The sequence below is a fragment of the Kitasatospora sp. NPDC051914 genome (assembly GCF_040680995.1).
Lineage (GTDB): Bacteria > Actinomycetota > Actinomycetes > Streptomycetales > Streptomycetaceae > Kitasatospora.
Genome location: NZ_JBFAXX010000062.1, coordinates 1 through 25,498 on the forward strand (window position 1 = coordinate 1; position 25,498 = coordinate 25,498).

At 74.8% G+C, this 25,498-nt stretch carries 28 protein-coding genes and 1 pseudogene; 18 read left to right on the forward strand and 11 right to left on the reverse strand.

Translation table 11 applies throughout. The features are described from left to right. Positions 1-278: 278 nt before the first annotated feature. Positions 279-647 (reverse strand): annotated as a pseudogene (locus AB0M03_RS31570) (MerR family transcriptional regulator); the annotation flags it as partial. Positions 648-743: 96 nt separating this feature from the next. Here AB0M03_RS31570 and AB0M03_RS31575 point away from each other — a divergent pair. Then, a complete protein-coding gene (locus AB0M03_RS31575; RefSeq protein WP_363497720.1) occupies positions 744-1,361 on the forward strand; it encodes a tyrosine-protein phosphatase in 618 nt (205 codons plus the stop codon). A gap of 28 nt (positions 1,362-1,389) precedes the next feature. Here the strand turns inward: AB0M03_RS31575 and AB0M03_RS31580 are convergent, their stop codons facing one another. Both AB0M03_RS31580 and AB0M03_RS31585 read right to left on the reverse strand, forming a co-directional pair. After that, positions 1,390-1,839, reverse strand: a complete 450-nt coding sequence (locus tag AB0M03_RS31580) for a dihydrofolate reductase family protein (RefSeq protein ID WP_363497723.1) — start codon at positions 1,837-1,839, stop codon at positions 1,390-1,392. Positions 1,840-1,870: 31 nt separating this feature from the next. After that, on the reverse strand, positions 1,871-2,929 hold the full coding sequence (locus AB0M03_RS31585; RefSeq protein ID WP_363497726.1) for an ATP-dependent DNA ligase: 1,059 nt from the start codon (positions 2,927-2,929) through the stop codon (positions 1,871-1,873). A 232-nt stretch (positions 2,930-3,161) separates the two neighbouring features. Here AB0M03_RS31585 and ligD point away from each other — a divergent pair, with 232 nt between their 5' ends. Together ligD and AB0M03_RS31595 are read left to right on the forward strand one after the other, a co-directional pair. Next, on the forward strand, positions 3,162-4,160 hold the full coding sequence (gene ligD / locus AB0M03_RS31590) for a non-homologous end-joining DNA ligase (RefSeq protein ID WP_363497729.1): 999 nt from the start codon (positions 3,162-3,164) through the stop codon (positions 4,158-4,160). Between the two features lie 307 nt (positions 4,161-4,467). Beyond that, the gene (locus AB0M03_RS31595) at positions 4,468-5,193 is read left to right on the forward strand and encodes a hypothetical protein (protein WP_363497732.1); all 726 of its coding nucleotides are present in this window, start codon (positions 4,468-4,470) and stop codon (positions 5,191-5,193) included. A 45-nt stretch (positions 5,194-5,238) separates the two neighbouring features. Here the strand turns inward: AB0M03_RS31595 and AB0M03_RS31600 are convergent, their stop codons facing one another. Then, positions 5,239-5,997, reverse strand: a complete 759-nt coding sequence (locus AB0M03_RS31600) for a histone deacetylase (RefSeq protein WP_363497735.1) — start codon at positions 5,995-5,997, stop codon at positions 5,239-5,241. A 158-nt stretch (positions 5,998-6,155) separates the two neighbouring features. On the opposite strand from AB0M03_RS31600, the gene AB0M03_RS31605 reads away from it, so the two are divergent. Genes AB0M03_RS31605 through AB0M03_RS31615 form a run of 3 tightly spaced genes read left to right on the forward strand, consistent with a single transcriptional unit; the run spans position 6,156 to position 7,779 of the window. Then, positions 6,156-6,584, forward strand: a complete 429-nt coding sequence (locus AB0M03_RS31605; RefSeq protein ID WP_363497737.1) for a hypothetical protein — start codon at positions 6,156-6,158, stop codon at positions 6,582-6,584. Further along, a complete protein-coding gene (locus AB0M03_RS31610; protein ID WP_363497740.1) occupies positions 6,578-6,814 on the forward strand; it encodes a helix-turn-helix transcriptional regulator in 237 nt (78 codons plus the stop codon). The genes AB0M03_RS31605 and AB0M03_RS31610 overlap by 7 nt, the downstream gene beginning before the upstream one ends. Then, complete coding sequence (locus AB0M03_RS31615; protein ID WP_363497743.1) at positions 6,811-7,779, forward strand: NAD(P)-dependent alcohol dehydrogenase; 969 nt, start codon at positions 6,811-6,813, stop codon at positions 7,777-7,779. The genes AB0M03_RS31610 and AB0M03_RS31615 overlap by 4 nt, the downstream gene beginning before the upstream one ends. Positions 7,780-7,806: 27 nt before the next feature. Here AB0M03_RS31615 and AB0M03_RS31620 read toward each other — a convergent pair whose 3' ends face one another. Beyond that, positions 7,807-8,613: an alpha/beta hydrolase gene (locus tag AB0M03_RS31620; protein ID WP_363497746.1), complete on the reverse strand. Its 807-nt coding sequence runs from the start codon at positions 8,611-8,613 to the stop codon at positions 7,807-7,809. Between the two features lie 96 nt (positions 8,614-8,709). Next, positions 8,710-9,204 carry a protein-tyrosine phosphatase family protein gene (locus tag AB0M03_RS31625; protein ID WP_363497749.1) on the reverse strand — a complete coding sequence of 165 codons (495 nt, stop codon included), beginning with the start codon at positions 9,202-9,204 and terminating at the stop codon, positions 8,710-8,712. A gap of 767 nt (positions 9,205-9,971) precedes the next feature. Here AB0M03_RS31625 and AB0M03_RS31630 point away from each other — a divergent pair. Genes AB0M03_RS31630 through AB0M03_RS31640 form a run of 3 tightly spaced genes read left to right on the forward strand, consistent with a single transcriptional unit; the run spans position 9,972 to position 12,076 of the window. Further along, the gene (locus AB0M03_RS31630) at positions 9,972-10,946 is read left to right on the forward strand and encodes an NUDIX hydrolase (RefSeq protein ID WP_363497752.1); all 975 of its coding nucleotides are present in this window, start codon (positions 9,972-9,974) and stop codon (positions 10,944-10,946) included. Then, positions 10,943-11,833, forward strand: coding sequence for an aminoglycoside phosphotransferase family protein (locus AB0M03_RS31635; protein WP_363497755.1), 891 nt, complete (start codon positions 10,943-10,945; stop codon positions 11,831-11,833). Before AB0M03_RS31630 ends, AB0M03_RS31635 begins: the two co-directional genes overlap by 4 nt. Positions 11,834-11,866: 33 nt before the next feature. Beyond that, the gene (locus tag AB0M03_RS31640; RefSeq protein WP_363497758.1) at positions 11,867-12,076 is read left to right on the forward strand and encodes an NUDIX domain-containing protein; all 210 of its coding nucleotides are present in this window, start codon (positions 11,867-11,869) and stop codon (positions 12,074-12,076) included. Between the two features lie 45 nt (positions 12,077-12,121). Here the strand turns inward: AB0M03_RS31640 and AB0M03_RS31645 are convergent, their stop codons facing one another. Beyond that, positions 12,122-12,976, reverse strand: a complete 855-nt coding sequence (locus AB0M03_RS31645; protein ID WP_363497761.1) for an SMP-30/gluconolactonase/LRE family protein — start codon at positions 12,974-12,976, stop codon at positions 12,122-12,124. Positions 12,977-13,151: 175 nt separating this feature from the next. Here AB0M03_RS31645 and AB0M03_RS31650 point away from each other — a divergent pair, with 175 nt between their 5' ends. Then, positions 13,152-13,598 carry a hypothetical protein gene (locus tag AB0M03_RS31650; RefSeq protein ID WP_363497764.1) on the forward strand — a complete coding sequence of 149 codons (447 nt, stop codon included), beginning with the start codon at positions 13,152-13,154 and terminating at the stop codon, positions 13,596-13,598. Positions 13,599-13,684: 86 nt separating this feature from the next. On the opposite strand, the gene AB0M03_RS31655 is transcribed toward AB0M03_RS31650, so the two are convergent. Continuing rightward, positions 13,685-14,860 carry an 8-amino-7-oxononanoate synthase gene (locus AB0M03_RS31655; protein WP_363497767.1) on the reverse strand — a complete coding sequence of 392 codons (1,176 nt, stop codon included), beginning with the start codon at positions 14,858-14,860 and terminating at the stop codon, positions 13,685-13,687. Between the two features lie 137 nt (positions 14,861-14,997). On the opposite strand from AB0M03_RS31655, the gene AB0M03_RS31660 reads away from it, so the two are divergent. From AB0M03_RS31660 to AB0M03_RS31680, 5 genes are all read left to right on the forward strand, one after another. Continuing rightward, positions 14,998-16,578, forward strand: a complete 1,581-nt coding sequence (locus tag AB0M03_RS31660) for a PucR family transcriptional regulator ligand-binding domain-containing protein (RefSeq protein WP_363497770.1) — start codon at positions 14,998-15,000, stop codon at positions 16,576-16,578. A gap of 95 nt (positions 16,579-16,673) precedes the next feature. Further along, positions 16,674-17,495: a YncE family protein gene (locus AB0M03_RS31665; protein WP_363497773.1), complete on the forward strand. Its 822-nt coding sequence runs from the start codon at positions 16,674-16,676 to the stop codon at positions 17,493-17,495. A gap of 104 nt (positions 17,496-17,599) precedes the next feature. Then, positions 17,600-17,839, forward strand: a complete 240-nt coding sequence (locus AB0M03_RS31670) for a hypothetical protein (RefSeq protein WP_363497776.1) — start codon at positions 17,600-17,602, stop codon at positions 17,837-17,839. Between the two features lie 121 nt (positions 17,840-17,960). Continuing rightward, complete coding sequence (locus tag AB0M03_RS31675) at positions 17,961-18,542, forward strand: TerD family protein (protein WP_363497778.1); 582 nt, start codon at positions 17,961-17,963, stop codon at positions 18,540-18,542. Between the two features lie 78 nt (positions 18,543-18,620). Continuing rightward, complete coding sequence (locus tag AB0M03_RS31680; protein WP_363497781.1) at positions 18,621-19,574, forward strand: hypothetical protein; 954 nt, start codon at positions 18,621-18,623, stop codon at positions 19,572-19,574. Positions 19,575-19,594: 20 nt separating this feature from the next. Here the strand turns inward: AB0M03_RS31680 and AB0M03_RS31685 are convergent, their stop codons facing one another. Genes AB0M03_RS31685 through AB0M03_RS31695 form a run of 3 tightly spaced genes read right to left on the reverse strand, consistent with a single transcriptional unit; the run spans position 19,595 to position 22,488 of the window. Next, on the reverse strand, positions 19,595-20,122 hold the full coding sequence (locus tag AB0M03_RS31685; RefSeq protein WP_363497784.1) for a PadR family transcriptional regulator: 528 nt from the start codon (positions 20,120-20,122) through the stop codon (positions 19,595-19,597). 26 nt (positions 20,123-20,148) lie between these two features. Then, the gene (gene pgm, locus AB0M03_RS31690) at positions 20,149-21,798 is read right to left on the reverse strand and encodes a phosphoglucomutase (alpha-D-glucose-1,6-bisphosphate-dependent) (RefSeq protein ID WP_363497787.1); all 1,650 of its coding nucleotides are present in this window, start codon (positions 21,796-21,798) and stop codon (positions 20,149-20,151) included. Positions 21,799-21,813: 15 nt separating this feature from the next. Continuing rightward, a complete protein-coding gene (locus AB0M03_RS31695; RefSeq protein ID WP_363497790.1) occupies positions 21,814-22,488 on the reverse strand; it encodes a VanZ family protein in 675 nt (224 codons plus the stop codon). Between the two features lie 318 nt (positions 22,489-22,806). Between AB0M03_RS31695 and AB0M03_RS31700 the strand changes: the two genes are divergently transcribed. The 3 genes from AB0M03_RS31700 to AB0M03_RS31710 all read left to right on the forward strand — a co-directional run bounded on the left by AB0M03_RS31700 (position 22,807) and on the right by AB0M03_RS31710 (position 25,481). Next, positions 22,807-23,181, forward strand: coding sequence for a hypothetical protein (locus AB0M03_RS31700; protein WP_363497793.1), 375 nt, complete (start codon positions 22,807-22,809; stop codon positions 23,179-23,181). 175 nt (positions 23,182-23,356) lie between these two features. Continuing rightward, complete coding sequence (locus tag AB0M03_RS31705) at positions 23,357-23,959, forward strand: carbonic anhydrase (protein WP_363497796.1); 603 nt, start codon at positions 23,357-23,359, stop codon at positions 23,957-23,959. Positions 23,960-24,008: 49 nt separating this feature from the next. Next, positions 24,009-25,481: a SulP family inorganic anion transporter gene (locus tag AB0M03_RS31710; RefSeq protein ID WP_363497799.1), complete on the forward strand. Its 1,473-nt coding sequence runs from the start codon at positions 24,009-24,011 to the stop codon at positions 25,479-25,481. Positions 25,482-25,498 lie beyond the last annotated feature (17 nt).

Consider the following 25,498-nt stretch of genomic DNA (forward strand, 5'->3'; position numbering starts at 1 on the left):
TCCCCGCCCCTCCCCCCCCCCACCTCTGATGGTGCCCCCCGCCCGTTTTCGCCCCGCCCACCACTTCTGTGGTCGGCTTCCGAGGCCTGGCCGTTCAGTCTCGTGCCGGTGCCCAATCGCGCAGGCCAGGGCATTGGGCGCTATGGCGCCGGGCCGGTGCGGCCGTGCTCCACAAAAGTTGAGCCAGAGCCCGTTCTCGTGAGCATCCGGACTGGGCACTGCCTCCCGAACTGCTGTCGAAACGCTGCTCTGCGATGTGAACAGAGCCAGCCCCACGCGGCCACTGCCCCCAGCACCGCCTTCCGCAGCCTGAGGGTGCGGATCTGCACCTCCAGGGCGTCGGCGTGCGCGGCCGCGATCTCGGGCATCGAGAGCTCCCTGGCCAGTACCCGCCGGACGGCGGCGAGGTCGAGCCCCAGGTCCCGAAGGGTGCGGACGAGGTCCAGGCGCGCGAGTGCGGTCGTGTCGTACAGCCGGTAGCCGGCCGGGCTGCGGTCGGTCGGCGGCACGATCCCGCTGTCGGAATAGAACCTGACGGTCTTCACCGTCAGCCCCGTCCGCCGGGCCAGGTCGCCGATCGAGAAGAGCGTGCCCGAGGAGGGCGCGTCCGAGGGGAGCGCGTCCGGGAAGCGCGTGTCGCCGTTCATGTCCCCAACCTTGGCGTCTTCCCCTGCTGGAGACTCAAGCCCCTGGCGATCCGGCCGGGTCCGGCAGCCGGCCGGGGCCTGTGCAGAATGGGCGCCGTGACCAGGGCTGAGGTGCGGGGCGGATCGGTGTTCGTCGAGGTGGCGGGGGTTCGGAACTTCCGGGATGCAGGGGGTGTCGGGGCGCTGCCGCGCGGGGTGCTCTACCGCTCCGGGGCACTGGACGGGCTGCTGCCGGCGGGGGCGCGGCGGCTGGCGGAGCTGGGTGTGCGGACGGTCGTCGACCTGCGCAGCGCTCCCGAGGTGCGGGACAGGCCGGACGACTGCCGCGGGCTGCCGGTCGACCACTGCCACCTGCCGGTCTTCCGGGAGCAGCGGTGGCCGGCCGAGCAGGCGGAGCTCTACCCGGCGATGGCGGAGCAGGCGGGGCCTGCGGCGGTGGCGCTGGTGCGCCGGCTGGCGGCCCCCGGGGCGGGGCCGGTGCTGGTGCACTGCGCGTCCGGGAAGGAGCGGACGGGCGTGGTCGCCCGTGGTGGTGAACAGCGACCGCCCGCCGCCCAGGGCTTGTCTGACAATTCGCGTCGCACCGGCGCGCGGCTCCCCCAGCCCCTGGGGGGCTGGGAGGTACCCCCACTTCGCGCCCGGCTGGGCGTGCCGCCGTATCGGCCTTGTACTGGACGTACTCGGACGATACGGCGGCACGTCCGGCCGGGATGATCCGGCGTCGCGCGCGCGGCGGGAATTGTCAGACAAGCCCTGGCACGACCGGGTTGACCATCACCCGCACCTCGTCCAGCAGGCCGCGCTCCAGCAGGCCCACGCAGAGCGCCGAGCTGCCGAACACCACGATCCTGCGGCCCGGTTCGGCCCGGAGCTCCGCGACCTCCTCCAGGCTGCGCACCACCCGGCTGCCGGCCCGGTCGGCGCGCTCCAGCGTGCGGGAGACCACCACCTTGAGGATCACGTTCATCACCGCGGCCGTCGCCGGGTCGTCCCGCTGCGCGGCCGGAGACGGCCAGTAGGCGGCCATGCCCTCGTAGGTGACCCGGCCGAACAGCAGGGTGCCCGTGGCAGCGAGCTGCGCCAGGCCGAACTCGGTGAACTCCTCGTCCACCAGCGGCCAGTCGAAGGCCCCGCCCGGCCCCTCGTAGAAGCCGTCCAGCGACGTCACCATGAACAGCGCGATCTTCCCCACCACAGCCTCCGGCCGTCCGGTGCGAACAGGGTCAGCGGAGGATGTCCGCCAGGTCGTACGAGACCGGCTCCTCCAGTTGCTCGTAGGTGCAACTGGCCGGCTCGCGGTCCGGGCGCCAGTGGCGGAACTGGGTGGTGTGCCGGAACCGGGTGCCCTCCATGTGGTCGTACGCGACCTCGACCACCCGCTCGGGCCGCAACGGCACCCAGGAGAGGTCCTTGGTGCCCGTCCAGCGGCTGACCGCGCCGGGGAGGCGGGAGGCGGCCTGGGCGCTCTCGTCGGCCCAGGCCGCCCAGGGGTGGCCGGTGAGGTCGTCGAGCCGCAACGGGGCGAGTTCCTCGACCAGTTCGCGGCGGCGGGCCATCGGGAAGGAGGCGCAGACACCGACGTGCTGGAGCTGCCCGCCGTCGTCGTACAGACCGAGCAGCAGCGAGCCGACGACCGGGCCGCTCTTGTGCTCGCGGTAGCCGGCCAGGACACAGTCGGCCGTCCGCTGGTGCTTGACCTTGAACAGGGTGCGCTCCCCCGCGGCGTACGGCTGGTCGAGCGGCTTGGCGACCACGCCGTCCAGGCCGGCGCCCTCGTACTGGGCGAACCAGGTGCGGGCGGTGTCGAGGTCCGTGACGGCCAGGGCCAGGTGGACGGGTGCCGACGCCCCGGCGAGCGCGGCCTCCAGGGCGCTGCGCCGCTCGCTCAGCGGGCGGTCGCCGAGGGCGGTGTCGTCCAGGGCGAGCAGGTCGAAGGCGACGAAGGAGGCCGGGGTGCGCTCGGCCAGGGTGCGGACCCGGGAGGCCGCGGGGTGGATGCGCTCCAGCAGCTCCTCGAAGCGCAGCCGGCCCTCCCGGGCGATGACGATCTCGCCGTCCACCACGCAGCGGTCCGGCAGCTCCCGGCGGAAGGCCTCCACCAGCTCGGGGAAGTAGCGGGTGAGCGTCTTGGTGGTGCGGCTGCCGATCTCCACCTCGTCGCCGTCCTTGAAGACGATCGCGCGGAAGCCGTCCCACTTGGCCTCGTACTGCATGCCCGGCGGGATCTCGGCCACCGGCTTGGCGAGCATGGGCTGCACGGGCGGCATCACGGGAAGGTCCATGGTCCGATCGTCGCCGCACGGCCCGCGGCCCGCGCGCCGGATACCGGTCCCCGCTCAGGGCCTTGTCCGGCGATTCCCGCCGCGCGCGCGACCCCGGTCATCCCGGCCGGACGTACCGCCGTATCGCCCGAGTACGTCCAGTACGAGGCCGATACGGCGGCACGCCCGGCCGGGCGCCCGACGCCGCGCCCATGCGACGCGAATCGCCGGACAAGGCCCTAGCGTGGAGGGCATGGCCTCGACAGCGGTGGAACTGGAGGTGGACGGCCGGGCAGTCCGGTTGTCCAACCCCGACAAGGTCTACTATCCGGCGCGCGGCTTCACCAAGCGGGACGTCGCCGAGTACTACCTGGCGGTCGCGCCCGGAGTGCTGCGCGGGCTGCGCGACCGGCCGACGACGCTGCAGCGCTTCCCCGACGGCGTCGAGGGCGAGTTCTTCTACCAGAAGCGCGCCCCGAAGGGCCTGCCGGAGTGGCTGCCGACGGCCCGGATCACCTTCCCCAGCGGCCGCAGTGCCGACGAGATCTGCCCCACCGAGCCCGCCGCGGTGCTGTGGGCGGCCAACCTGGGCTGTCTGACCTTCCACCCGTGGCCGGTGCGCCGCGGCGACACCGAGCACCCGGACGAGCTGCGGATCGACCTCGACCCGCAGCCCGGCACCGACTTCCACGACGCGGTGCACGCCGCGCACGGGCTGCGCGCCCTGCTGGAGGAGCTCGGGCTGCGCGGCTGGCCGAAGACCTCCGGCGGCCGCGGCCTGCACGTCTACGTGCCGGTGGAGCCGCGCTGGACGTTCACCGACTGCCGGCACGCCGTGATCGCCCTCGGCCGGGAGCTGGAGCGCCGGATGCCCGACCGGGTGACCACGGCCTGGTGGAAGGAGGAGCGCGGCGAGCGGATCTTCGTGGACTACAACCAGATGGCCCGCGACCGCACCATCGCCTCCCCCTACTCACTGCGCGCCCGGACCGAGGCCACCGCCTCCACACCGCTGCGCTGGGAGGAGCTGGACGAGGTCGTCCCGCAGGACTTCGACCTGCGGACGCTGCCCGAGCGGTTCGCCGAACTGGGCGACCTGCACGCCGACATGGACGAACACGCCTTCGACCTGGAACCGCTGCTCGAGCTGTACGCCCAGCAGGACGCCGGGGACCTGCCGTACCCGCCGGACCATCCGAAGATGCCCGGCGAGCCGATGCGGGTGCAGCCCAGCCGGGCGAAGAAGAGCTGACCGCCGACCGGCACCGCTTCTGCGGACTCGCGGAAACCGCCGGGCCCGCGGAAACCGCCGGGCCCGCGGAAACCGCCGGGTCAGGGCCGTCGGCGATCACCTGCGGTCAATGCGGGACCGGTTCCGAAACCCTCGCCTGCGGCGGCCGGGGACCGCCCTACGCTCGCCGTACCCGGCACCACGTCGGGTGACACCACGTCGAGAGGACGGCGCCATGGGCGAGACCACCAGGTGCGGCAAGTGCGCTGCGACCAAGGTGCCGCGCAGGCCCTGCCCCGGCTGCGGCGACGAGGGCTGACCGGCGCAAGTGGACCCGTACGAGGAACTGCTGGCGCTGGCCCGGTGCACCGCGGTGGCGCTGGGCGGCAGGGGCGTCGCGGCGCGGCACATCGAGGACGACCGCGGCACCTCGGTCGACGGCTGGGTGGTCGACCGGGTGGCGGACTCCGACCCCGCCCCGTACCGCGGCCCGGGCGGACGGTCGGGGCTGCGCACCGGCTGCGAGCTGGTGCTCGGCACCGACGGGCGGCTCCACACCTACCGGCAGCGCTGCGAGGAGCGGCCGACCCCGCGCGGCCGGGCGATGGTGGCCCTCGGCACCGAACTCGCCCCCGCCTCCCCGCGGACGCTGGCCCGGCTCGGCCCCGGCGCTCCGTTCGACCACGCGGGCCTGCTGCTGGAACGGCTGCCGTGGACGGCCCACCCGCACCCGGCTCCGTACCCGGCGCCGGAGCCGAAGGCGATCGCCGCGGCCCCCGCACCCGAACCGGCCCGCCCGTCGTGGGCACGGCGGCCGGCCGCCCCGGACCCTGCACCGCCACCCGGTCCCGGCAGGACGATGGGCATGTTGATCGGCCTTTCGTTGGGCACCGCGGGCGGGGCGTGCTGCGCACTCGGGTGTTCCGTCGCCGGGGCGCCGCTGCTCGGCGACTCGGCCGGGCCTGTCGGCCTGGCCGCGGCCGGCCTCTGCCTGGTGGCGGGCGCAGCTGCGGGTGGCGCGTGGGGCCGACGGGGGTCGGCGGGCGTCGGATGACCGGCGCGGGGCTCCTGGGCGCGTCTTGAGCGATCGCCCGGGTGGTCACCCGTGGAGGTCGGCCCAGGGGCGGAGCTGGGCGAGGAGTTCGGCGGGGGTCCAGCGGCCTGCGGCGCCGGGGCGGGTGCTGAGGTAGGCGGCTGCGCGGGCGGGTGGCCAGCCGTGCGACTCGGCGAGGCCGGCCGCGAGCGCACGGAGGTAGCCGGCGGACGGGCGGCTGAGCGGGGCCTCGCTGCTGCGGCCCGGGGCGGTGAAGGTGAGTACCGGATGGCCGTCCACGGTGCCGGGGCAGAGGAGGGTCTCGTAGCGGCCGGGCCCGAGGCTGGCACGGCCGTCGCGCAGGGCGGCGGCCAGGCCGGGGGCGGTGGCCGCCCGCGGGATGCGGTGCATCTCCTGGGAGGCGACGTCGAGCAGCTGGTCGACCGTCAGCAGGTAGCCGCGGGCGGGCAGCTCGCCGTCGTCGAGGGCGTCCAGGAAGGCCATGCCGCCGCCCCAGACCCGTGACTCGCGGGCGAAGTAGAGCCGGCCCGGCAGGAGCAGCGGCAGGTCGGCGGCGGGCGGGCGCGGATCGCGGCAGCCCGGGTAGCGGCGGCGGCTGCCGGGCGGGCGGCCGCCGGCCAGGTAGGCGTTCAGGCGGGCCCGGTGCATGTTGGAGCCGTACGCGGCGTACCAGACCGGCCGGGCGAGGCCGGCCGGATCGGCGGGTTCCACCAGGACGGCCGGGTCGAGCTCCTCGAGGGTCTCGAGCGGTACGGGCGGCCCGGCGGGACCGGGCCGGGGGCGGCGGGGTACGGGGGTGCCCATGGCCGATCATGCGCCGCCGCCCCGCGGCCCGCGCGCTGCACACACCGTCAGGACGTGTCCGCGGCAGTGGACTCCACCCTTTCGGCGGTCTGTCCTTCTGCTCGTTCGACGTGTCAAGAATCTTTGACACGGTGTCCGGTCTGCTTTACCTTGACGGCATGGCCGTCGAAGAGAAACGCGCCTGGATCATGGTCGTGGTCACCGTCTGCACCTACACGGCGTACGCGGCCGTCGTCCTCGGCCGCGCCGGCACCGGGCCGCTCGCTGCGACGCCCTACCGGGCCGCCCTGGTGTGGAGCGTCGGCATCGCGATCGCGGCCTCGGTCCTGCTCCACATCGCCGTCTCGCTCGCCTCGAAGGAGGGCGGCCCGCAGAAGGACCAGCGGGACAGGGAGATCCACCGGTTCGGCGAGTACGTCGGCCACTCCTTCCTCGCCCTCGGCGGAGTGGCGGCCCTCCTGATGGCGATGGCCGAGGTCGACCACTTCTGGATCGCCAACACGGCCCACCTGGCGTTCGTCCTCTCCGCGCTGCTCGGTTCCATGGCGAAGATCGCCGCCTACCGGCGGGGGTTCTCCCCGTGGTGAAGCCGACCAGGGTCACCAACACGATCCGCGCCCTGCGGTTCGCCCACGGGGAGATGACGCAGGCCGCCCTCGCCGGGCGGATCGGCGTGACCCGACAGACCGTCATCGCCATCGAACAGGGCCGGTACTCACCCTCCCTGGAGATGGCGTTCCAGATCGCCCGGGTGTTCGGCGTCGCCCTCGACGACGTCTTCCAGTACCCGGACACCGAGAGGGAGGAAGCACGATGAAGGCTGTCGTCCAGGACAGGTACGGCGAGGCGGACGTGCTGGAGCTGCGTGAGGTCGACCGGCCCGCGGTGGGCGACGGCGACGTGCTCGTCCGGGTGCACGCGGCCGGTGTCGACCCGGGTGTGTGGCACCTGATGGCCGGCCTGCCCTACCCCGTGCGGCTGGCCACCGGCCTGCGCACCCCGCGCATCCCCGTCCGCGGTCTCGACGTCGCCGGGCGGGTCGAGGAGGCCGGACGCAACGTCACCCGGTTCCGGCCCGGCGACGAGGTGTTCGGCACCTGCGACGGTGCCTTCGCCGAGTACGCCCGTGCCCGGGCCGACCGCTTGGTGCCCAAGCCGGGCGCGCTGACCTTCGAACAGGCCGCTGCGCTGCCCGTCTCCGGCTGCACCGCCCTGCAGGCGCTGCGCGACACCGGGCGGCTCCGGGCCGGTCAGCAGGTGCTGGTCATCGGCGCAGCAGGCGGCGTCGGATCGTACGCGGTGCAGCTGGCCAAGGCCATGGGTGCCGAGGTCACCGGCGTGTGCAGCACCGGGAAGACCGAGGTGGTCCGCTCGCTCGGCGCCGACCACGTGCTCGACTACACGCAGGAGGAGATCACCGACGGCGGACTCCGGTACGACCTCGTCCTCGACACCGCCGGCAACCGGCCGTTGAAGCTGCTCCGGCAGGTCCTCACCCCGCGCGGCACCCTGGTCATCGTCGGGGGCGAGGCCGGCGGCAGGTGGCTGCAGGGCCTCGACCGGCAGCTGCGGGCGCTCGCGCTCTCGGCCTTCGTCGGCCAGCGGCTCCGTACGCTGGTGGCGCAGTCCGGGCCGGAGGACCTGGAGTTCCTCTGCGAGGCCGTCGAGGACGGCAGGCTGACGCCGCTCATCGACCGCAGCTACCCACTGGCGGAGGCCGCGGCCGCAGTACGGCACGTCCACACAGGGCACGCCTGCGGGAAGGTCGTACTCACCGTCTGAGCCCGTCGGCGGTCCGCCCCGCGGCGGTCAGCGGTCCGCGCCGAGGACGGTGTCGGCCACCAGGCGGGCCACCGCCTCGGGCTGCTCCACCATCACCAGGTGGCCGCTGTCGGCGACCACGTCGAGGGTGACGGCCGGACATGCCTCCAGTGCGGCGCGCTCGTCCTCGGTCAGGCCGATCTCGTCCCGGTCCCCGCGCACCACCCGGGCCCGCACGCCCGCGCCGCACAGCCGCGGCACCAGCGAGCCGTGCCGGCCCAGGTACGCGAAGTACTCCCCCATGGCACGGCGGCAGAACGGCGCCGAGTTCTTCTTCAGGTCGGCGAGCAGGGCCGCCCGCCGCCGCTCCGGAATGCCGTTCTCGAGCGCCTTCGGCGCCAGCCACAGCATCGCCGGCCAGACCAGCGCCCCCAGGCCGGGCACCCGCCCGAGCGCCGCCGCGACCGCCAGCGCCCTGGACTCGTCCGGCCGGGAGAAGGTCGGAGAGAGCAGCACCACCGGCCCGGAGAAGTGCCCGCCGCCCACCATCTCCAGCGCGATGTTGGCGCCGATGCTGTGGCCGACCACGGCTGTGCAGCCGCGCTCGGCCGCGAAGGCGGCGGTGATCGCCGCGTAGTTCTCCATCGACACGTCCCGGGGCGCGATCGTCCCGGCGTGCCCCGGGACGGTCGCCGCCACCAGCCGGATCGGCGCACCGGCGAGCGGCTCGGCGGCCGTCATGTCCTCGAAGAAGGCCGTACTGCACATCCCTCCGGGCAGCAGCAGCACCCGGTGCGGGGCGTCGGCGGGGCCCGACTCACGGACGTCCCAGGCGTGGAACTGCGCAGCACCCATGGCCGCGACCTCCGTCTCTCACTCGCTCCCGACAGTCTCCCCCGCCCGCCCGCCGCACCGCCCGACCCTGCGCCGAACGCAGCATGTCGGGCGGCATCACCCCAGGGCCTTCCGCAGCGGGCCGGCGGGCCAGGTGCGTTGGGCGGGGGTGTCCGGGACGGTGAGGCCGCGGGCGTGTTCGATGCGTTCCCAGGCGGTGCCGGGGTCCGTGCCGTCGAGGACGAGGAGGGAGGCGGCGAGGAGGGAGGAGCGGCCGATGCCGGCGCGGCAGTGCACCACCACGTGGGCGCCCTCGCGGAGCCGGGCGGCGAGCCGGCGGAGGACGGGCAGGACGGCGGCCGGGTCCGGCACCGTCCGGTCCGGTATCGGGAGCGGGACGAACTCCAGGCCGGCCGCGGCCGCCAGTCGGGGCTCGGCAGTGAGGCCGAGTTCGTCGACCTCGTCCTCGGTAAGGGCACTGACCAGGACGTCGGCGCCGGCGGCCGTGAGTGCGGCCATCTCGTCGGCCAGCCAGTCGTGGCCGCGGGGGCGGGCCATCGTGCTCAGGCGTCCAGGCCCGGGCAGGTCGACGGTGAACAGGGAAGCGCGCATAGCAGTACCGCATTTCGTTCGGGAGGTGGAGGGCCCGGGCGGGCTGCGGCGACGCTCGGACACCTGACGGGACGTCGAGGGAGCGCCTCCGCCCCGAGCCGAAGGGTCCGCCGACGCCGAAAGGGAGAAGCGCGGGAGCACAGCGACGGAGCATGGGGGCACCTCCCAGCCGTCAGGCTGGGGGAGACCGTCGGCGCCGGGTTCAGAGGGCCTGGAGGCGAGCGGGCGACAAGCAGCCCGCTTTGCGGCCACGGGTGTTGGTCAGCGTACCGCGTGCGGGAGGTCGCGGCCGGAAAACCTGCTCGGACAACTGACCAGCCGAACGGGTGAATCGGGCGACGGCTGCGCGCCGCGCGATCTCCTCGCCCACGAAGGCGTCCGACACCGCCTCGGACCCGGCCGGACGGCCGCGCTCGAACGCTCGCTCGCTGCCTGCGCACTGGGCTCCACCACCCTGCCCCGGGCCCGTCCGCGACCGACTGGAGGACGCCTTCACTCGCGCCGGGAAGTGCTCGAAAAGTCCCTGTTCGACCCGGGCTAGCCCGGAGGTATTCCGCTTGAACGACGCACTCGAACAGCACCATCATCGGACGCCACCAACCATAGCGCTTCCCTGAACTTGGTTTTTCGGTAGCCCACTTGGGCATCAGAGCAGCTTGGTTCAGCCCTCCGGCGCGCCTGTGCACCGACGGTGTCCGGAGGGCCTGCGGCCAAGCGCGACACCGACCGGCGGGCCGTGCCCGCCCGAGCGATCGAGGAGTCCCCCGGTGATCGACTTCGACGTGCTGACCGACCTGGCCCTCCGGGAGGGCATCGAGCGGATCTGCGTCGGCGTGGTGGTCCGCGACGCCTCCGGCCGGGTCCTGTTGATCCGTCGGGCCGCGCACGACGTCCCGCCCGGCCTGTGGGAGTACCCGGGCGGCAGCCGTGAGGACGGTGAGGGGGTGGAGGCCGGCGCGGCGCGGGAGCTGGCCGAGGAGACCGGGCTCACCGGCCTGCCGCTCGAGTACGCGCGGAGCCTGGACTTCACCAGCCAGCACGGCTTGCGGGTGCGGCAGTTCGTCTTCACCACCGTCGTGCCGGACGGCACCCCGGTCGTCCTCTCGCCGGACCACGACGACCACCAGTGGGCTCGTACCGACCGGCTGCCGACGACCGGCGACGGACAGCGCGAGGTGATCGAGTGGCTCGCCGGACGCCTGGCACTCCGCGGCGACCGGCCAGCCCATCGGGAGGGCCTCGTGACCCGGCTCGACCGCACCGACCACCCGGCGAACGCGGAGCCCCGCAAGCCGGGGACGGACCCGCTGACGCTGGTCGTCGGTGTCCACCTCGTCCTGGCCGACGAGGGCACCGTGCTGCTCGGCCGACGCCGCAACACCACGTACGCCGCCGGCCTCTGGCACCTCCCGGCGGGGCACATGGAGCGCGGCGAACCGGTCACCCGCTCCATGACCCGCGAGGCCGAGGAGGAACTCGGCATCACCATCGCCGAGGGCGACCTCAGCCTCGTCCACACCCTGCACCACCTCGACTCCGACGACGGCCGCAGCCGCCTCCAGCTCTTCTTCCGCCCCGCCCGCTACGACGGCCGGGTGCGCAACGCGGAGCCGCACAAGTGCGAGGAACTGCGCTGGTGGCCGCTCGAACGGCTGCCGGCCGACATCGTTCCCTACACCGCGCACGCCCTGGGCGAGATCGCCCGCGGCAACCCGCTGTCCACCGTCGGCTGGCCGGCATGACCCCGCCCACCCTGCCCGACGACGCCGACCGGCTGCTGCGCGAGGCAACAGGACCGTGCGAGTTGCTGGGTGTGCGCTCGCGGGACCGTGCGGGCCGGCCGACAGTGTGGGAGGTCCGGGCCGGCGACGGGAGCCGCCTGTTCGCCAAGCGGCACAAGAACGGGCTCATGCACCGGCGCGAGACCGCCGCCTACCGGCACCTCGTGCCCGTGCTCGGTCCCGGCCGGGCCCCGACCCTGCTGGCCGCGGACGCCCGCTCGCTGCTCGTCGTCACCACGGCCCTGCCCGGTAGCCCGGCCGTCAAGGCCGCCCTCGGCCCGGTCGAGGAACGCGAGGTGTACCGGCAGGCCGGCCTGCTCGCGGCCCGCATCCACGCCCACCCGACCTCCGGCGGCGTGGTCGGCGAGCGGCTGCCCTGGAGCCGGGAACGCGAACGGGCGCTCGACCGCGCGTGCGACGCCCAGCTGTGCGACGAGGACATCGCCGCCCTGGCCGAGGCCACCCGCGCCGAGCCCCCGCACACCGCTCCCGCCCGGTGCCACGGCGACTTCGGCCCCCGGAACTGGATCGTCCAGCGCCACGGCGACGGCCGGCTCTCCGTCGGCGTCGTCGACTTCGAGCGGAGCCAGATCGAGGAGCCGGTGCGCCGCGACCTGATGCGGGTCATGCTCCAGCTCACTCCTCACCGGCCCGATCTCCGCACGGCGTTCCTCGCCGGCTACGGGCGAGACCTCACCGCCGAGGAGCGGGCGGCGTGCCGGGCGTGGGCAGCCGTCGACTGCCCTGCCGCCCTGCGCTGGGCCCTCGACCACCACCACGACGAGGAGGTCCTCGGCTACGCCCGCACCGTCCTGGAACAGCTCCGCCGCCCCGCGGCGACCGCCTGACATCCCCGTCCACGTCATCTTGGAGGTAACACTGTGGAGAGCCTCCGTCAGGCCGTGGCCGTGATCGCCCACGACCCGGCCCTGCGCCGGGTCGCGACGATCCACTACGCGACGGACAGCTGGAGCACGACACCGGCGTGGACGATCCCCGGCGGCAAGGTCGAGGTCGGCGAGCGCCTCGACGAGGCCGCCGCACGCGAACTGCGGGAGGAGACCGGGCTGATCGCCGAGGAGACCTCCTGAAGATCGCCCACCCGAAGCACACGGGCCGCCTCCCGGGGGCTGCCGTCAGGCCGTCGGCCTCGGGGCCGGTGGGGCGGGGGCGGGGACGGTGATGAGTTGGCCGGTGCGGGTGGCGGTGGCGTCGGCGGTACCGGTCCATTCGGCGGCGGTGATGTAGAGGGTGGGGGTGCCACCGGGGGTGCCGAGGGCGCAGGAGAAGCAGCCGCGGTCGGTCTCGACGGTCTGCAGGATCCCGCCGCCCTCGCGGACTCTGACGCAGCGCCGGTTCGGCACGTCCGCGTACCAGAGGGCGCCCTCGGCGTCGAGGCTGATGCCGTCGGGGGCGGAGCCCTCGACCTCGGCCCAGGTGCGGCGGCCTGTGAGGCTGCCGTCGGGGGCTATGTCGAAGGCGGTGATCCGGGAGGCGTACGACTCGGCGAGCAGCAGGGTGGCGCCGTCGGGGGTGATCGCCATGCCGTTGGGGAAGGCCAAGCCCTCGGCGACGGTGCGGGCGGTGCCGTCGGGGGTGACCAGGGCGAGGAGGCCGGGGGCGGGCGCTTCGCCGGTCATGAGGTCGAAGCCGATGCAGTTGGCGTAGGCGTTGCCGCGGCCGTCGGCGGCCGCTTCGTTCCACGGCCGGTCGCAGAGCGGACGCAGGTCGGCGTACGGGGTGAGGATGCCGTCGGTCTCGCGGCGCAGCAGGCGGCGTTCGCTGCCGGCGACGACGAGCAGGCGGCCGTCGGGGAGCGGGTCGATGCAGAACGGGAAGGCGTCGATGCGGCCGACGGTCGTGCGCCGGCCGTCCGGGTCGACGGTGAGCAGCTCGTGGGCGCCCCAGTCGCAGAGCCAGAGCCGGTCGTCGTGCCAGCGGGGCGACTCGCCGAGGACGAGGCCGTCGAGGAGGACGCGGGGTTCGGGCACGGTCGGGCTCCTCGGTACGGCGGGCGGCTGCTCGCTCCCCATGGTGGCTCCTCCCCCGCGAGAACGCAGGGGCTTCCCGCCGAGCCGGGTCGGCCCGGAGGAACACCTCGTCCGGCATCTGCGATCGAGCACCGGCCCGAACTGCGGCGGACCGGCTGCGCAGATGCGGGACCGCATGCCCCGGCAGACCCTGGAAGAAGCTGACCACGGGAGGCAAGCCATGACCGGCGAGCACGACCGGGCGCCGAGCGCGATCGTCCACATGTCCATATCCGGCGACCCGTCCGTATCCCAGGTGGTCGCCGACACCGTGGGGCAGTCGTTCGGGCTGACCACCGCCCCGCCCCCTGTCACCGCCGGCGACTACGCCACACCGTCCGATGCGGTGCCTCACGCGCGATGGCAGGTCGACACGTCCGCACCGATCGAGGACGCCGCTGCACAGCCGGTCGCCCGCGCGGCCCCGGGAGCCGGCCCGGTGAGGGTGGAGCTCGGCGGGCGGCCCGATGCCGTTCGCAAGGTCATGGCGCTCATACGGGGGTGCTTCCGGTCGGGGCCGCCGACGGGCGTGTCACAGGGGTTCGAGGTCTGGCCGGAGGACCGGCTGAAGGACGCCGGGTAGACGCAGCCACCGCGTGCCGCGAGAGGGGCTCATCGACGAACGAGCCCGCGTGTCGACCCGTCACCCGCCGTGCGAGGACGGTTCGGTCATGCCGGGCTGGTGGCGGCGATGATGCGGACGGCGTCGGTGATCTGGGTGTCCGTCAGGTCGCCGCGGGCGGTGAGGCGCAGCCGGGAGATGCCGTCGGGCACGGACGGCGGGCGGAAGCAGCCGACGGCGAGTCCGGCGGTGCGGCAGTCGGCGGCCCACTGGACGGCGGCCTCCGGGCCGGGCGCGCGGACGGAGACGACGGCGGCGTCGGGGGTGGAGGCGTGCAGGCCGGCGGCGGTGAGCCGGGCGGCGAGGGTGTGGGCGACCTCGCGGGCGCGGTCGGCGCGGTGCGGTTCGGCGCGGAGCAGCCGCAGGGCGCCGAGGGCTGCGCCGACGGCGGCGGGGGCGAGGCCGGTGTCGAAGATGAAGGTGCGGGCGGTCTCGGTGAGGTGCCTGATGACCCGTCGGGGGCCGAGGACGGCGCCGCCCTGGGAGCCGAGCGACTTGGAGAGGGTGACGGTGGCGACGGTGTCGGGGTCGCCGGCGAGGCCTGCGGCGGCGAGGGCGCCGCGGCCGCCGGCGCCGAGGACGCCGAGGCCGTGGGCGTCGTCGACGAGCAGCGCGGCGCCGTGGGCGCGGGCGGCGGCGGCGTGGCCGGTGAGCGGGGCGGCGTTGCCGTCGACGGAGAAGACGGAGTCGGTGACGACCAGCGCGCGGGGGTGGCGGCGGTCGGCGAGGGCGTCGGCGACGGCGGCCGGGTCGGCGTGCGGGGCGCGGTGGACGTCGCTGCGGGACAGTCGGCAGCCGTCGATCAGCGAGGCGTGGTTGTACGCGTCGGAGACGATCAGCGTGTCGGGGTCGGTGAGTGCGGTGAGCGCGGCGAGGTTGGCGGCGTACCCGGAGGAGAACACCAGGGCGGCCTCGAAGCCGCAGAACTCGGCGAGTTCGTCCTCGAGTTCGGTGTGCAGGGCGGTGGTGCCGGTGACCAGCCGGGAGCCGGTGGAGCCGCCGCCCCAGCGCAGGGCGGCGTCGGCGGCGGCCCGGGTGACGGCGGGGTGGTGGACGAGCCCGAGGTAGTCGTTGCCGGCGAGGTCCAGGACCGGGTCGTCGGCCGGGCGGCTGCGCAGCGTGCGGGTGAGGCCGGCGCGGGCGCGGAGGTCGGCGGCCTCGTCCAGCCAGTCGAAGACGGCGGACGGCGCGAGGGACTGCTGCGGCACGGTGGGGTGGACCATGGCCGCACTCTGGCACGGCGGCGCTACGCGCGGCAACGTGCGCCCGCACACAGTGACGGTTGCCCCGTGTCGGCCCCCGGGCGGGGGTGCGGCGCGTAGACTCCCACGCCCCGGGGACCTGGCGGAGGGAAGAGCTGGTGGAGGACGGCCGCCTGACCGTGCGGGACGTGCTGGCGCTGGAGTTGGTCGCGCCGTGGGACGCGGAGGTGGTCGCCTGCCCGGACCGGCTGGACCGGCCGGTGCGCTGGCTGCACGTGGCGGAGGCCGCGGACGTCGGGGTGATGCTGACCGGCGGCGAGATGGTGCTGACCACGGGTCTGCTGCTGGCGGGCGACGACCGGGCGCAGGCCGGGTACATGGAGTCGATGCAGCAGGCCGGCGCGGCGGCGGTGGTGCTGGGGCTGGGCCGGGCGTTCTCGACGACGCCGGAGGCGATGCGGCGGGCGGCGCAGCGGTGCGGGGTGCCGCTGGTGGTGCTGCACCGTCCTGCGCCGTTCGCGCGGCTGACCGAGGAGGTGCACGCCCGGCTGCTGCACGGCCGGTACGCGGCGCTGGACCTGTCGGACCGGATGGGCGGTTCGCTGTCGGCGCTGAACCTGTCCGGGGTGCCGCTGCAGCGGCTGCTGGACGAGATCGCGGCCCATGCGGGCTGTCCGGCGGTGGTGGTGAACCTGGCGCACCGGGTGCTGGCCTCGGCCGGGGAGCCGAACGCGCTGGGCGATCTGCTGCGGGACTGGGAGCGGGTCTCCCGGCAGGTGGCGGAGCTGCAGGGGAACGGCCCGGTGACGCTCGGCCCGGACGGCTGGATCGTGGCCCGGCTGGAGGCCCGCGACCGGCAGTGGGGGCACCTGGTGCTGTTCGGGCACCAGGGCGGGGCGGAGACCGGGCGGGTGCTGGGCCGGCGGGCGGCCGAGGCGCTGGCGGTGCACCGGCTGCTGGGCGATCCGGACGGCGACCGGCAGCGCGGCTGGGAGGACCAGGCGGCGGAGGCGCTGCTGGCGGACCTGGCCTCGGGCACGGCCCGCCCCGAGCAGTTGCTGCCGCGGTTCCGGGCGGCGGGGCTGCCGACCGAGCGGCGCACGTTCGTACCGGTGGTGCTGCGGCCGCCGTCGCGGACGCGGGTGCTCTGCGAGACGGTCCGGCGGACGGTGCACGACGAGTCGATGGCCGGCCTGGTCGCCAGGGTCGGCCCCGACGGTGCGGTGGCGGTGCTGCTGAGCGTCCCGTCGGAGCGGGAGGCGGACGCGGAGGTGGACCGGCTGGCCGTCCGGCTGCAGGAGCGGGTGCCCGGTGCGGTGCTGGGGGCCGGGTTCGGCTGCCGGGTGCTGGACGAGGTGCGGCGATCCTTCCAGGAGGCGGTGCACGTCGCGGACGCGGCGCTGGCGGGACCGCCGACCGGGCCGGTGGCGCGGCTGCGGGACGTACGGCTGCGCGGGCTCGTCCGGCTGCTGCGGGACGAACCGGAGCTGCAGGCGTTCATCGTCCGGGAGCTGGGGCCGCTGCTGGGCCGCCGGGAGCTGCTGGACGTGCTGCGCACCTACCTGCGGACGGGCCGGAACAAGTCGCTGGCGGCGCAGGAGCAGCACGTGAGCCGGCCGGCGATGTACCGGCGGCTGCAGAGCATCGAGTCGCTGCTGGGCATCGACCTGGACGACCTGGAACAGCTGACCTCGCTGTACGTGGCACTGCTGGCGCACGACGCGCAGCGGGGGCCGTAGGGGCGGTCCTCAGAGGTCATGGCCGGGTTTGCCCGGGTGGGCCGGGCGGGTGAGAGTGGAGGTGCCGGTCCTGCGGCACCCCAGCGGAGCAGATCATGGCAGTTTCCCGCCCCCGCCCGGCCGGGCCCGGCTCCGGGGACGGCCGGGCGTACGAGACGATCCCGGTCGACGGCGGCCCGCACAGCGTGACGGTGAGCCGGGACGGCAGCCGGGTGTACCTGACGGGTGTGCGCACCGGTCAGGTCACGGTGCTGGAGCCGACGCTGCGCCGGGTGGCGGCGTCGTTCCCGGTGGGGGCGAGCCTGTACGGGGTGGCGGTGAGCCCCGACGGCGGGCGGCTGTACCTGGCGGACGTGCACCGGTCGGTGCTGTCCGTGGTGGCGGCGGCGGACGGCGCGGTGCTGGACGAGACGGTGCTGGAGTCGCGCCCGTTCGGCCTGGCGGTGGCACCCAGCGGTGCGCGGGTCCTGGTGGCCAGCCCGCTGGAGGACGCGGTGCGGGTGGTGGACGGCCTCGGCGTCCCGCGCGGGCTGCTGACCGGGGTGGACTTCACGGTGGGCCTGGCGCTGAGCCCGGACGGATCGGTGCTCTACGCGGGCAACTACTTCGCGGGCACGGTGAGCGTGCTGGACGCCTCGGGCATCGGCCGGCTGGACGGACCGGCGCCGGCCGTGCGGCTGGGGCGGGTGACGGTGGGCCGCGGCCCGTACGGGCTGGCGGTGAGCCCGGACGGGGGCCGGCTGTACGTGGCGCACTACCCGGCCGGCCCGGTGTCGGTGATCGACACCGACGAGCGGGCGGTGGTGGGCACGATCCCGGCGCCGGACGGGCCGCGCGGGGTGGCGGTGAGCCCGGACGGCGCGAAGCTGTACGTCACCGCCTGCTTCGCGGACGCGGTGGCGGTCGTCGAGCTGTGATCCCGGTCGCGGTCGGCCGGTGCCGGTGCGTCCGCCCGCGGATCGGCTCTACAGGCATGTAGAGTCCAACGGCCGGGTGCGAACGACGCGGGAGGCGGGCAACGGTGGACGACGGACGGGTGCAGCTGTGGGAGCCGCCGCAGGCGCAGGTGGAGCCGGCGTACCAGCCGGTCGAGGTCCGCTTCGAGGACGGCAGCTGGGCGGTGGGCCGGATCAACGCCTGGTGGCGCCCGGCCGACGGCAGCCCGTGGTGCAGGGTGCGGCTGCTGCGGCGCGGCACCCCCGAGCAGTGGATGGCCTTCGACCCGGAGCAGCTGCTCCTGCTGCCGGCCGGGGGCATCTGACACGCTGCAGCGCGTCGGCGGGCGTCGATCGGCCCGGCGGTGGGAAGGTCCTCCACGTCGGCAGACGCGTCCCGCGGCTGCCGGGCGGCAGGCGTCCACGCAGCGAAAGGGTGAGGGCCCGATGACGGTGAACCTCGGCAAGGGCCAGAAGGTCGACCTCGGCAAGCCGGGCGGCGGCACGCTGGAGGTCGTACGGATGGGCCTCGGCTGGCAGGCCGCGCCCCGCAAGGGGTTCTTCGCCAAGTTGATGGCCCGTGACATCGACCTGGACGCATCGGCCGTGCTGTTCGCCGGCAGCGACCCGGTGGACGTCGTGTACTTCCAGCACCTGACCAGCTCCGACGGCTCGGTGCGGCACAGCGGCGACAACCTGACCGGCGGCGCGGGGCAGGGCGCCGACGACGAGTCGATCACGGTGAACCTGACCCGGGTGCCCGCCAAGGTCGACCAGATCGTGTTCACCGTCAACTCGTTCACCGGCCAGACCTTCCAGGACGTGCAGAACGCCTTCTGCCGCCTGGTGGACGACTCCACCGGGCAGGAGCTGGCCCGCTACACGCTGACCGGCGGCGGCAGCCACACGGCGCAGATCATGGCGAAGGTGCACCGGTCGAACGGGGGCTGGCAGATGACCGCCATCGGCGCACCGGCCGAGGGCCGCACCTTCCAGGACCTCATCCCGGACATCGCCGCACACCTCTGAGCGAGCCGCGGCGGCGCCACCGGGCGACACTGAGTGTCGAGGACTGTCGGCGGCGCGGCACGGCGGAGGGAGGCCCGGATGGGCGATGCCGAGCCCCGTGCCGCCGACCGCGGGCGGGCTCCGTGGCCGCCGATCGACCTGCTCGGGCGGATCCGTCGCGACCCCGCCCACATGGCCGAACGGGCTGCGCTGTTCGGCGTCGAGCGGATCGGCGAGGAGGCCTCCGAGCGGCTGGCCAGGATCCGCCGGTCGGGGGATCCGCCGGAGAAGGTGCGGGAGACCGTCATCGCCCGCGGTGTGCACACGGCCATCGTGGAGGGCGCCTTCGTCGGCGGTCCGTTCATCGCCCTGATCCCGACCGCGTTCTGCGCCGCCCTGCTCGCCCAGGGCCGGATGGTGCTGGAGCTGGGCGAGCTGGCCGGCCGGCCCGCGACCTCGCCGGACCGGGCGGTCGACATGCTGGTCCTGCAGGGCGTCTACACCACGCCGGAAGAGGCCCGGCGGGCGCTGGAGGACCTCCCGGAGCCGGGCAGCGGGCCAGCGCCGCGGCTGTCCTGGCGGGAGTGGCTGCGCGTGGTCGGGCGGATGGCGTACGTGCTGGGGGTGATCTCGCCGGGCAGCAGCACCCCGACCGGGCGGCTGAACCGCTACCTGCGCTGGGTCGCGGTGACGCTGCTGGTGCTGGTCGGCATGGCGCTGCCGTTCGTCTGGGTGCCGGTGCTCGGGGTGGCGTACCGTTCGGCGACGCTGCGGCTGGCCACCCGGGCCTCCGTCCTGTTCGGGCTGGTGGACGGCGGGGCCGGCCCTGCGGAGCGGACCCGTGGGCGCGGCCGGGTGCGGCCGCTGGCGCTGCTGGTGTTCCTGCGGACGGTGGCGGTGCTGCTGCTCCCCTTCGCCGTCTCGGTGATCATGGTGTTCAGCGGGGCCGACGTGGTCGGCCACCGGTGGCTGGCGGTCGCCGTCGCGGTGGTGGGCGTCTCGCTGGTGTCCTGCCTGGTGTGGCGGTTCCGCCAGTGGCGGCGCAGCCGCTGAGGGACCGGCTCCGCGCGGGGTCACGAGTACTCGGCGAGCGCCGCCTCCAGCCACTCCACCCAGAAGGTCTCCAGGCCGATGCCGCCCTGCAGCACCAGGTGCTGGAGGCGGTTCTCGACGGCGACCCGCTCGGCCGGGAAGTCGCGCTGCTCGATCTCCCGGTACTCCTCCAACTGCCGCTGGTGCAGATCGAGGTGGCGGCGCAGCTCGTCCTCCAGCGCGGGGCCGGCGCCCGTCGCGGCGGCGGCCCGCAGGCGCAGCAGCAGCGGGTCGCGGATGGGCCGCGGGTCCTGCGGCTGCCCGATCCACTCGGTGAGGGCGGCGCGGCCCTCGGGGAGCACCTCGTACTCCTTGCGCTGGCCGCGGCTGGGCGGCTGGGGGACGGCGCGGATCAGGCCGTCCTTCTCCAGCCGCCCGAGCTCGCGGTAGATCTGCTGGTGGGTGGCGGACCAGAAGTAGCGGATCGACTTGTCGAAGCGGCGCGTCAACTCCAGCCCCGAGGACGGCTTCTCCAGCAGGGCGGTGAGGATGGCGTGCGGCAGCGACATGCAGTGATCCTAGGGCGTCGGGCGTGTCAGGCCGTGCCGGTCGCCAGGGCCTCGGTGACCAGGGCGCGGGCCTCGTCCTGGACCTGGGTGAGGTGGGCGGGGCCGTGGAAGCTCTCGGCGTAGATCTTGTAGACGTCCTCGGTGCCGGAGGGGCGGGCCGCGAACCAGGCGTTCTCGGTGCACACCTTGAGCCCGCCGATGGCGGCACCGTTGCCGGGCGCCTCGGTCAGGACGGCGGTGATCTTCTCCCCGGCCAGCCGGTCGGCCCGGACCCGGTCGGGCGACAGCTTCGCCAGTACGGCCTTCTGCTCCCGGTCCGCGGGGGCGTCCACCCGCGCGTACGCCGGGTCGCCGAACCGGCCGGTCAGCTCCCCGTACAGCTCGGAGGGGCTGCGGCCGGTCACCGCGGTGATCTCGGAGGCGAGCAGGGCGAGCAGGATGCCGTCCTTGTCGGTCGTCCACACCGAGCCGTCCCGGCGCAGGAAGGAGGCGCCCGCCGACTCCTCGCCGCCGAAGCCGACGGTGCCGCCGAGCAGCCCGTCGACGAACCACTTGAAGCCGACCGGCACCTCCACGAGGTCCCGGTCCAGCTCGGCGGCGACCCGGTCGATCATCGAGGAGGAGACCAGGGTCTTGCCGACCGCGGCCGCCTCCGGCCAGCCGGTGCGGTGCCGGAACAGGTAGTCGATGGCGACCGCGAGGTAGTGGTTGGGGTTCATCAGCCCGCCGTCGGGGGTGACGATGCCGTGCCGGTCGGCGTCCGCGTCGTTGCCCGTGGCGACGGCGTAGGCGTCCTTGCGGCCGATCAGCGAGGCCATGGCGTACGGGGAGGAGCAGTCCATCCGGATCTTCCCGTCCCAGTCCAGGGTCATGAAGCGCCAGGTGGGGTCGGTCACCGGGTTGACCACGGTGAGGTCGAGCCGGTGGGTCTCGGCGATCCGCTCCCAGTAGGCGACGGAGGCGCCGCCGAGCGGGTCGGCGCCGATCCGCACGCCCGCCGCGCGGACCGCGTCGAGGTCGAGCACCTGCGGCAGGTCCTCGGTGTAGCCGGCCACGTAGTCGTAGCGGCCGGTGGTGTCGGCGGCGAGCGCCCGGGCGTACGGGATGCGGCGGACGCCGGCCAGGCCGGCCCCGATCAGCGCGTTGGCGCGGTCCTGGATCCACCCGGTGGCCTCGGAGCCGGCCGGGCCGCCGCTGGGCGGGTTGTACTTGAAGCCGCCGTCGCGCGGCGGGTTGTGCGAGGGCGTGACGACGATGCCGTCGGCGAGCCGCTTCGGCTCGGACCGGTTGTGCGCGAGGATCGCGTGCGAGACGGCCGGGGTCGGCGTGTACCCGTCGGCGCTGTCCAGCAGGACGGTCACGCCGTTCGCGGCCAGCACCTCGAGGGCGGTCGCCCGGGCCGGCTCGGAGAGCGCGTGGGTGTCGATGCCGAGGAACAGCGGTCCTGTGGTGCCCTGTGCGGCCCGGTACTCGCAGATCGCCTGGGTGGTCGCCGCGATGTGGTCCTCGTTGAACGCCGTGTCCAGGGACGACCCGCGGTGCCCCGAGGTGCCGAACGCGACCCGCTGGCCCGGCTCGGCCGGATCCGGGTGCAGCGTCCAGTACGCGGTCACCAGCCGGGCCACGTCCACCAGGTCCTGCGGACCGGCCTGCTGACCTGCACGAGCGTGCACCATCGTGTCTCCTCCTGGTCACCGCCCCCCGTCGGGTCCGGCGGGGCGGGGCGTGGGTGCCGCCTCCGTCGGCGGCCGCTGCGCGTACCCTTTCACCCCTACCCCGGGCATCCGGCCGCATTCGGCAACCGACCCGGTCGGCCCTGCCGGCGGCACGGCCCCGCGGCGGGCCCGCAGCGCGCGGACGGCGCGCCGGGCGGGCGGTGCCAGGAGCAGGCCGAGGAGGGCACCGATCGCCAGGCCGAAGAGGTTGTCCCAGACGTCCTGCTCGTCGCAGGCGCGGCCGAGCACCGGCAGCGCGTACTGGAGCGCCTCGACACCGACCGGCAGGACGAGGGCCGCCGCGGCGGCGACGGCCCGCCGCGACCAGGTGCCGGCCAGCGCGACCGCCGCGCCGAGCGGGACGAACAGGGCCACGTTGAGGCTGCTCTGGGTGGCGGTGAGCAGCTCGGCGAGCGGCCGCGGCCCTGCCCGGTCGAGCACGCAGGCGTCGGCGGCGTAGCGGGCGTTCTCCCACAGCGGGCGGCGCACGTCCGGCAGCAGGGTGAGGGTGGCGATCCCACCGAGGGCGAGGACGAGCAGGAAGCCGGCCGCCCGGTGGGCGGCGAGCAGGCGGCCGGCCGGGCGGGAGAGCAGCAGGGCCAGCAGCAGCGAGCCGAGTGCGCCCGGCCGGAACAGCGGCGATGCGTCCATGACGGCTTTGATCACGAGGGAGGGGACGCCGGGTGCGAGGTGCCCGGTTCGCCACTCGCGGTGACGGGAGCGGGCTCTGCACCGGCGGACGGGGATTCGCCGAAGGATCACACGCTCGAGTGACGTCACCCCCGTGCGCCCTTCCTGCTCCCCCTCACGCTCCGTCACCGTGGCTCACGAGCGGATCGCTCGGACACGCACCGACGGCCCGCCGTTTTCCTGTCACGATCTTCACATCTCGAGGAAACTGATCCGTCATCAGATGCGTTTATCAACGTGAACATGTCCATGTGACCGGCTACGGGAGGGGGAGCGCCGGTGCGCACGCGCAGCACCATCACGGGCCTGCTGGCGGCCCTGCTCGGCCTCGCCCTGCTGCTGGGCGGCGGCGCCGGCGCCTCCCTGAAGCCACGTCCGCCCGTGCCGGCCGCCGCGGCCGCCTCCGTCGCCGAGCACAAGGAGAGCGAGAAGGAGATCCCGGCCGGGGTGCCGCTGCGGCACGGCCCGCACGCGGTCGGCCGGCCCGCACCGGGCGGCGGCTCCGCCCTGCGGCCACTCGCCACCGTCGTCGCCCCCGCGGCGGCCGCGGACCTCTCGGCCGGCCGGCCGCGGGCGCCCGGCGCTCCCCTCCCCTACCCCTCCAGACCCACCGGTGGTGCCACCGCCTCCGTGTACCAGGTCTTCCGCTGCTGACCGTGCCCGGTGGCTGCCCCGCAGCCCCCGCCGGCCGGATCGCGACCGCGCCGCGCTGACCCGCGCCCGGCCGCGATGCCGCACGTTCACCGCGAACGCCGCCGACGCGGCGTGAAGCCCTCGTCCACGTACGCCCCCGCGCCGAAGCGCGCCGGGGCCATGGAGGTATGCCCTGATGAAGCCCTTGATCGACCGCGCCCGCTCGTTCCGCGACCGCGCCGCACAGGACGGCCGGCAGTTCGTCGGCCTGGCGGCCGGGCAGTCGCCGCAGGCCCTGTTCATCACCTGCTCCGACTCCCGGGTCGTCCCGTCCCTGATCACCGGCGCGGACCCCGGCGACCTGTTCGAGCTGCGCACCGCCGGCAACATCGTCCCGCCGTACCGGGTCGACCGGCCGTCCGGCGAGGCCGCGACCGTCGAGTACGCCGTCGAGGTGCTGGGCGTGCGCGACATCGTCGTCTGCGGCCACTCGCACTGCGGGGCGGTCGGCGCCGTCGTCCGCGGCGACGACCTCAGCGCCGTGCCCGCCGTCCGCAGCTGGCTGGCGGACACCGACCGCGCCGCCCTCGCCTCCGACCGGGCCGAGGTGTTCGACCCCACGGTCGCCGGCCCGGTGCAGCGGCACGTCCTGGCCCAGCTCGACCGGCTGCGCGCGTACCCCGGCATCGCCCGGCGCACCGCCGACGGCCGGCTGCGCCTGCACGCCTGGTTCTACGAGGTGCACACCGGCCTGGTGCTCTCCCACCGGCCCGACACCGATGCCTTCCTCCCGCTCTGAGCGGCCCTCGAGCCGGCCGTTCCACGACCGACCCACAGAGGAAAACCTGATGCTGCACAAAACCGCTTTCGACCCGTCCGCGTTCCGGGCGGACTTCGCCGCCTCCCTCGTCGTCTTCCTGGTCGCCCTGCCGCTGTGCGTCGGGGTGGCCGTGGCCTCCGGCGTCCCGGCCGAGCTCGGCCTGGTCACCGGCATCGTCGGCGGGCTGCTCACCGGCCTGCTGCCGGGCTCCAGCCTGCAGGTGTCCGGCCCCGCCGCCGGCCTGACCGTGCTGGTGTACGAGGCCGTCACCGAGTTCGGCCTGCCCGCCCTGGGCGCGATCGTGCTCGCCTCCGGGCTGCTCCAGCTGCTCATGGGGGTGCTGAGACTCGGTCGGCTGTTCCGCGCGATCTCGGTGTCCGTGGTGCACGGCATGCTGGCGGGCATCGGCCTGGTCCTGGTCGCCGGCCAGCTGTACGCGCTGGCCGGCTCCAGGGCCAAGGGCAGCGGCCCGGCGAACATCGCCGGCCTGCCCGGGCTGGTCGCCGACACCGCCGGCTCGTCGGACTCGCTGGCCTCGCTCGGCATCGGCGCCGGCACGGTGGCGGTGCTGGTGCTGTGGAAGCGGATGCCCGCACGGGCGCGGGTGGTGCCCGCGCCGCTCGCCGCGGTGGGCCTGGCCACCGCCGCCGTCGCACTGTTCGGGCTGCCGGTGGCCAAGGTGGAGGTGAAGGGCCTGCTCGGGGTGATCGACCCGCCGGGCGGCTCGGACCTGGCGGTGCTGACCGGGGTCGGGGCGATCGCCACCGTCCTTGCGTTCACCCTGATCGCCTCCGCGGAGAGCCTGTTCAGCGCCGCCGCGGTGGACCGCCTGCACGACGGGCCGCGCACCGACTACGACCGCGAGCTGATCGCGCAGGGCACCGGCAACACCGTGTGCGGTCTGCTCGGCGCGCTGCCGATGACCGCGGTGATCGTGCGCAGCGCCGCCAACGTGCAGGCCGGTGCCCGGACGAAGGCGTCCCGGGTGATGCACGGCGCGTGGCTGCTGCTGTTCGCGGCGCTGGTGCCCGCGGCGCTCGGGGTGATCCCCCTGGCGGCGCTGGCGGGCGTGCTGGTGCACGCGGGCGTCAAGCTGATGCCGGTGGGGCCGCTGCGGTCGCTGTGGCGCTCGCACCGCGGCGAGGCGGTGGTGCTGGTGGCGACGGCCGTCGCGATCGTGGCCACCAACATGTTCGAGGGGGTGCTGATCGGCCTGGTCCTCGCGGTGCTGAAGACCGCCTGGGAGACCTCCTCGGTGCACCTGGAGGTCACCGACGACGCGGAGGGCCCGATCCGGGTCGCGGTGTCCGGCAATGCGACCTTCCTGCGGCTGCCGCGCATCCTGGACACCCTGGAGTCGCTGCCCAGGGACCGTGCGATCGAGCTCGACCTGGACGGCCTGCGGCTCCTCGACCACGCCTGCCGGACGGCCCTGCAGGACTGGGCGGGCCGGCACAACGAGTTCGGCGTCGACCCGGTGCACGCCCCGGCGCTGCGCTGAGGGCAGGGCCCGCCGCA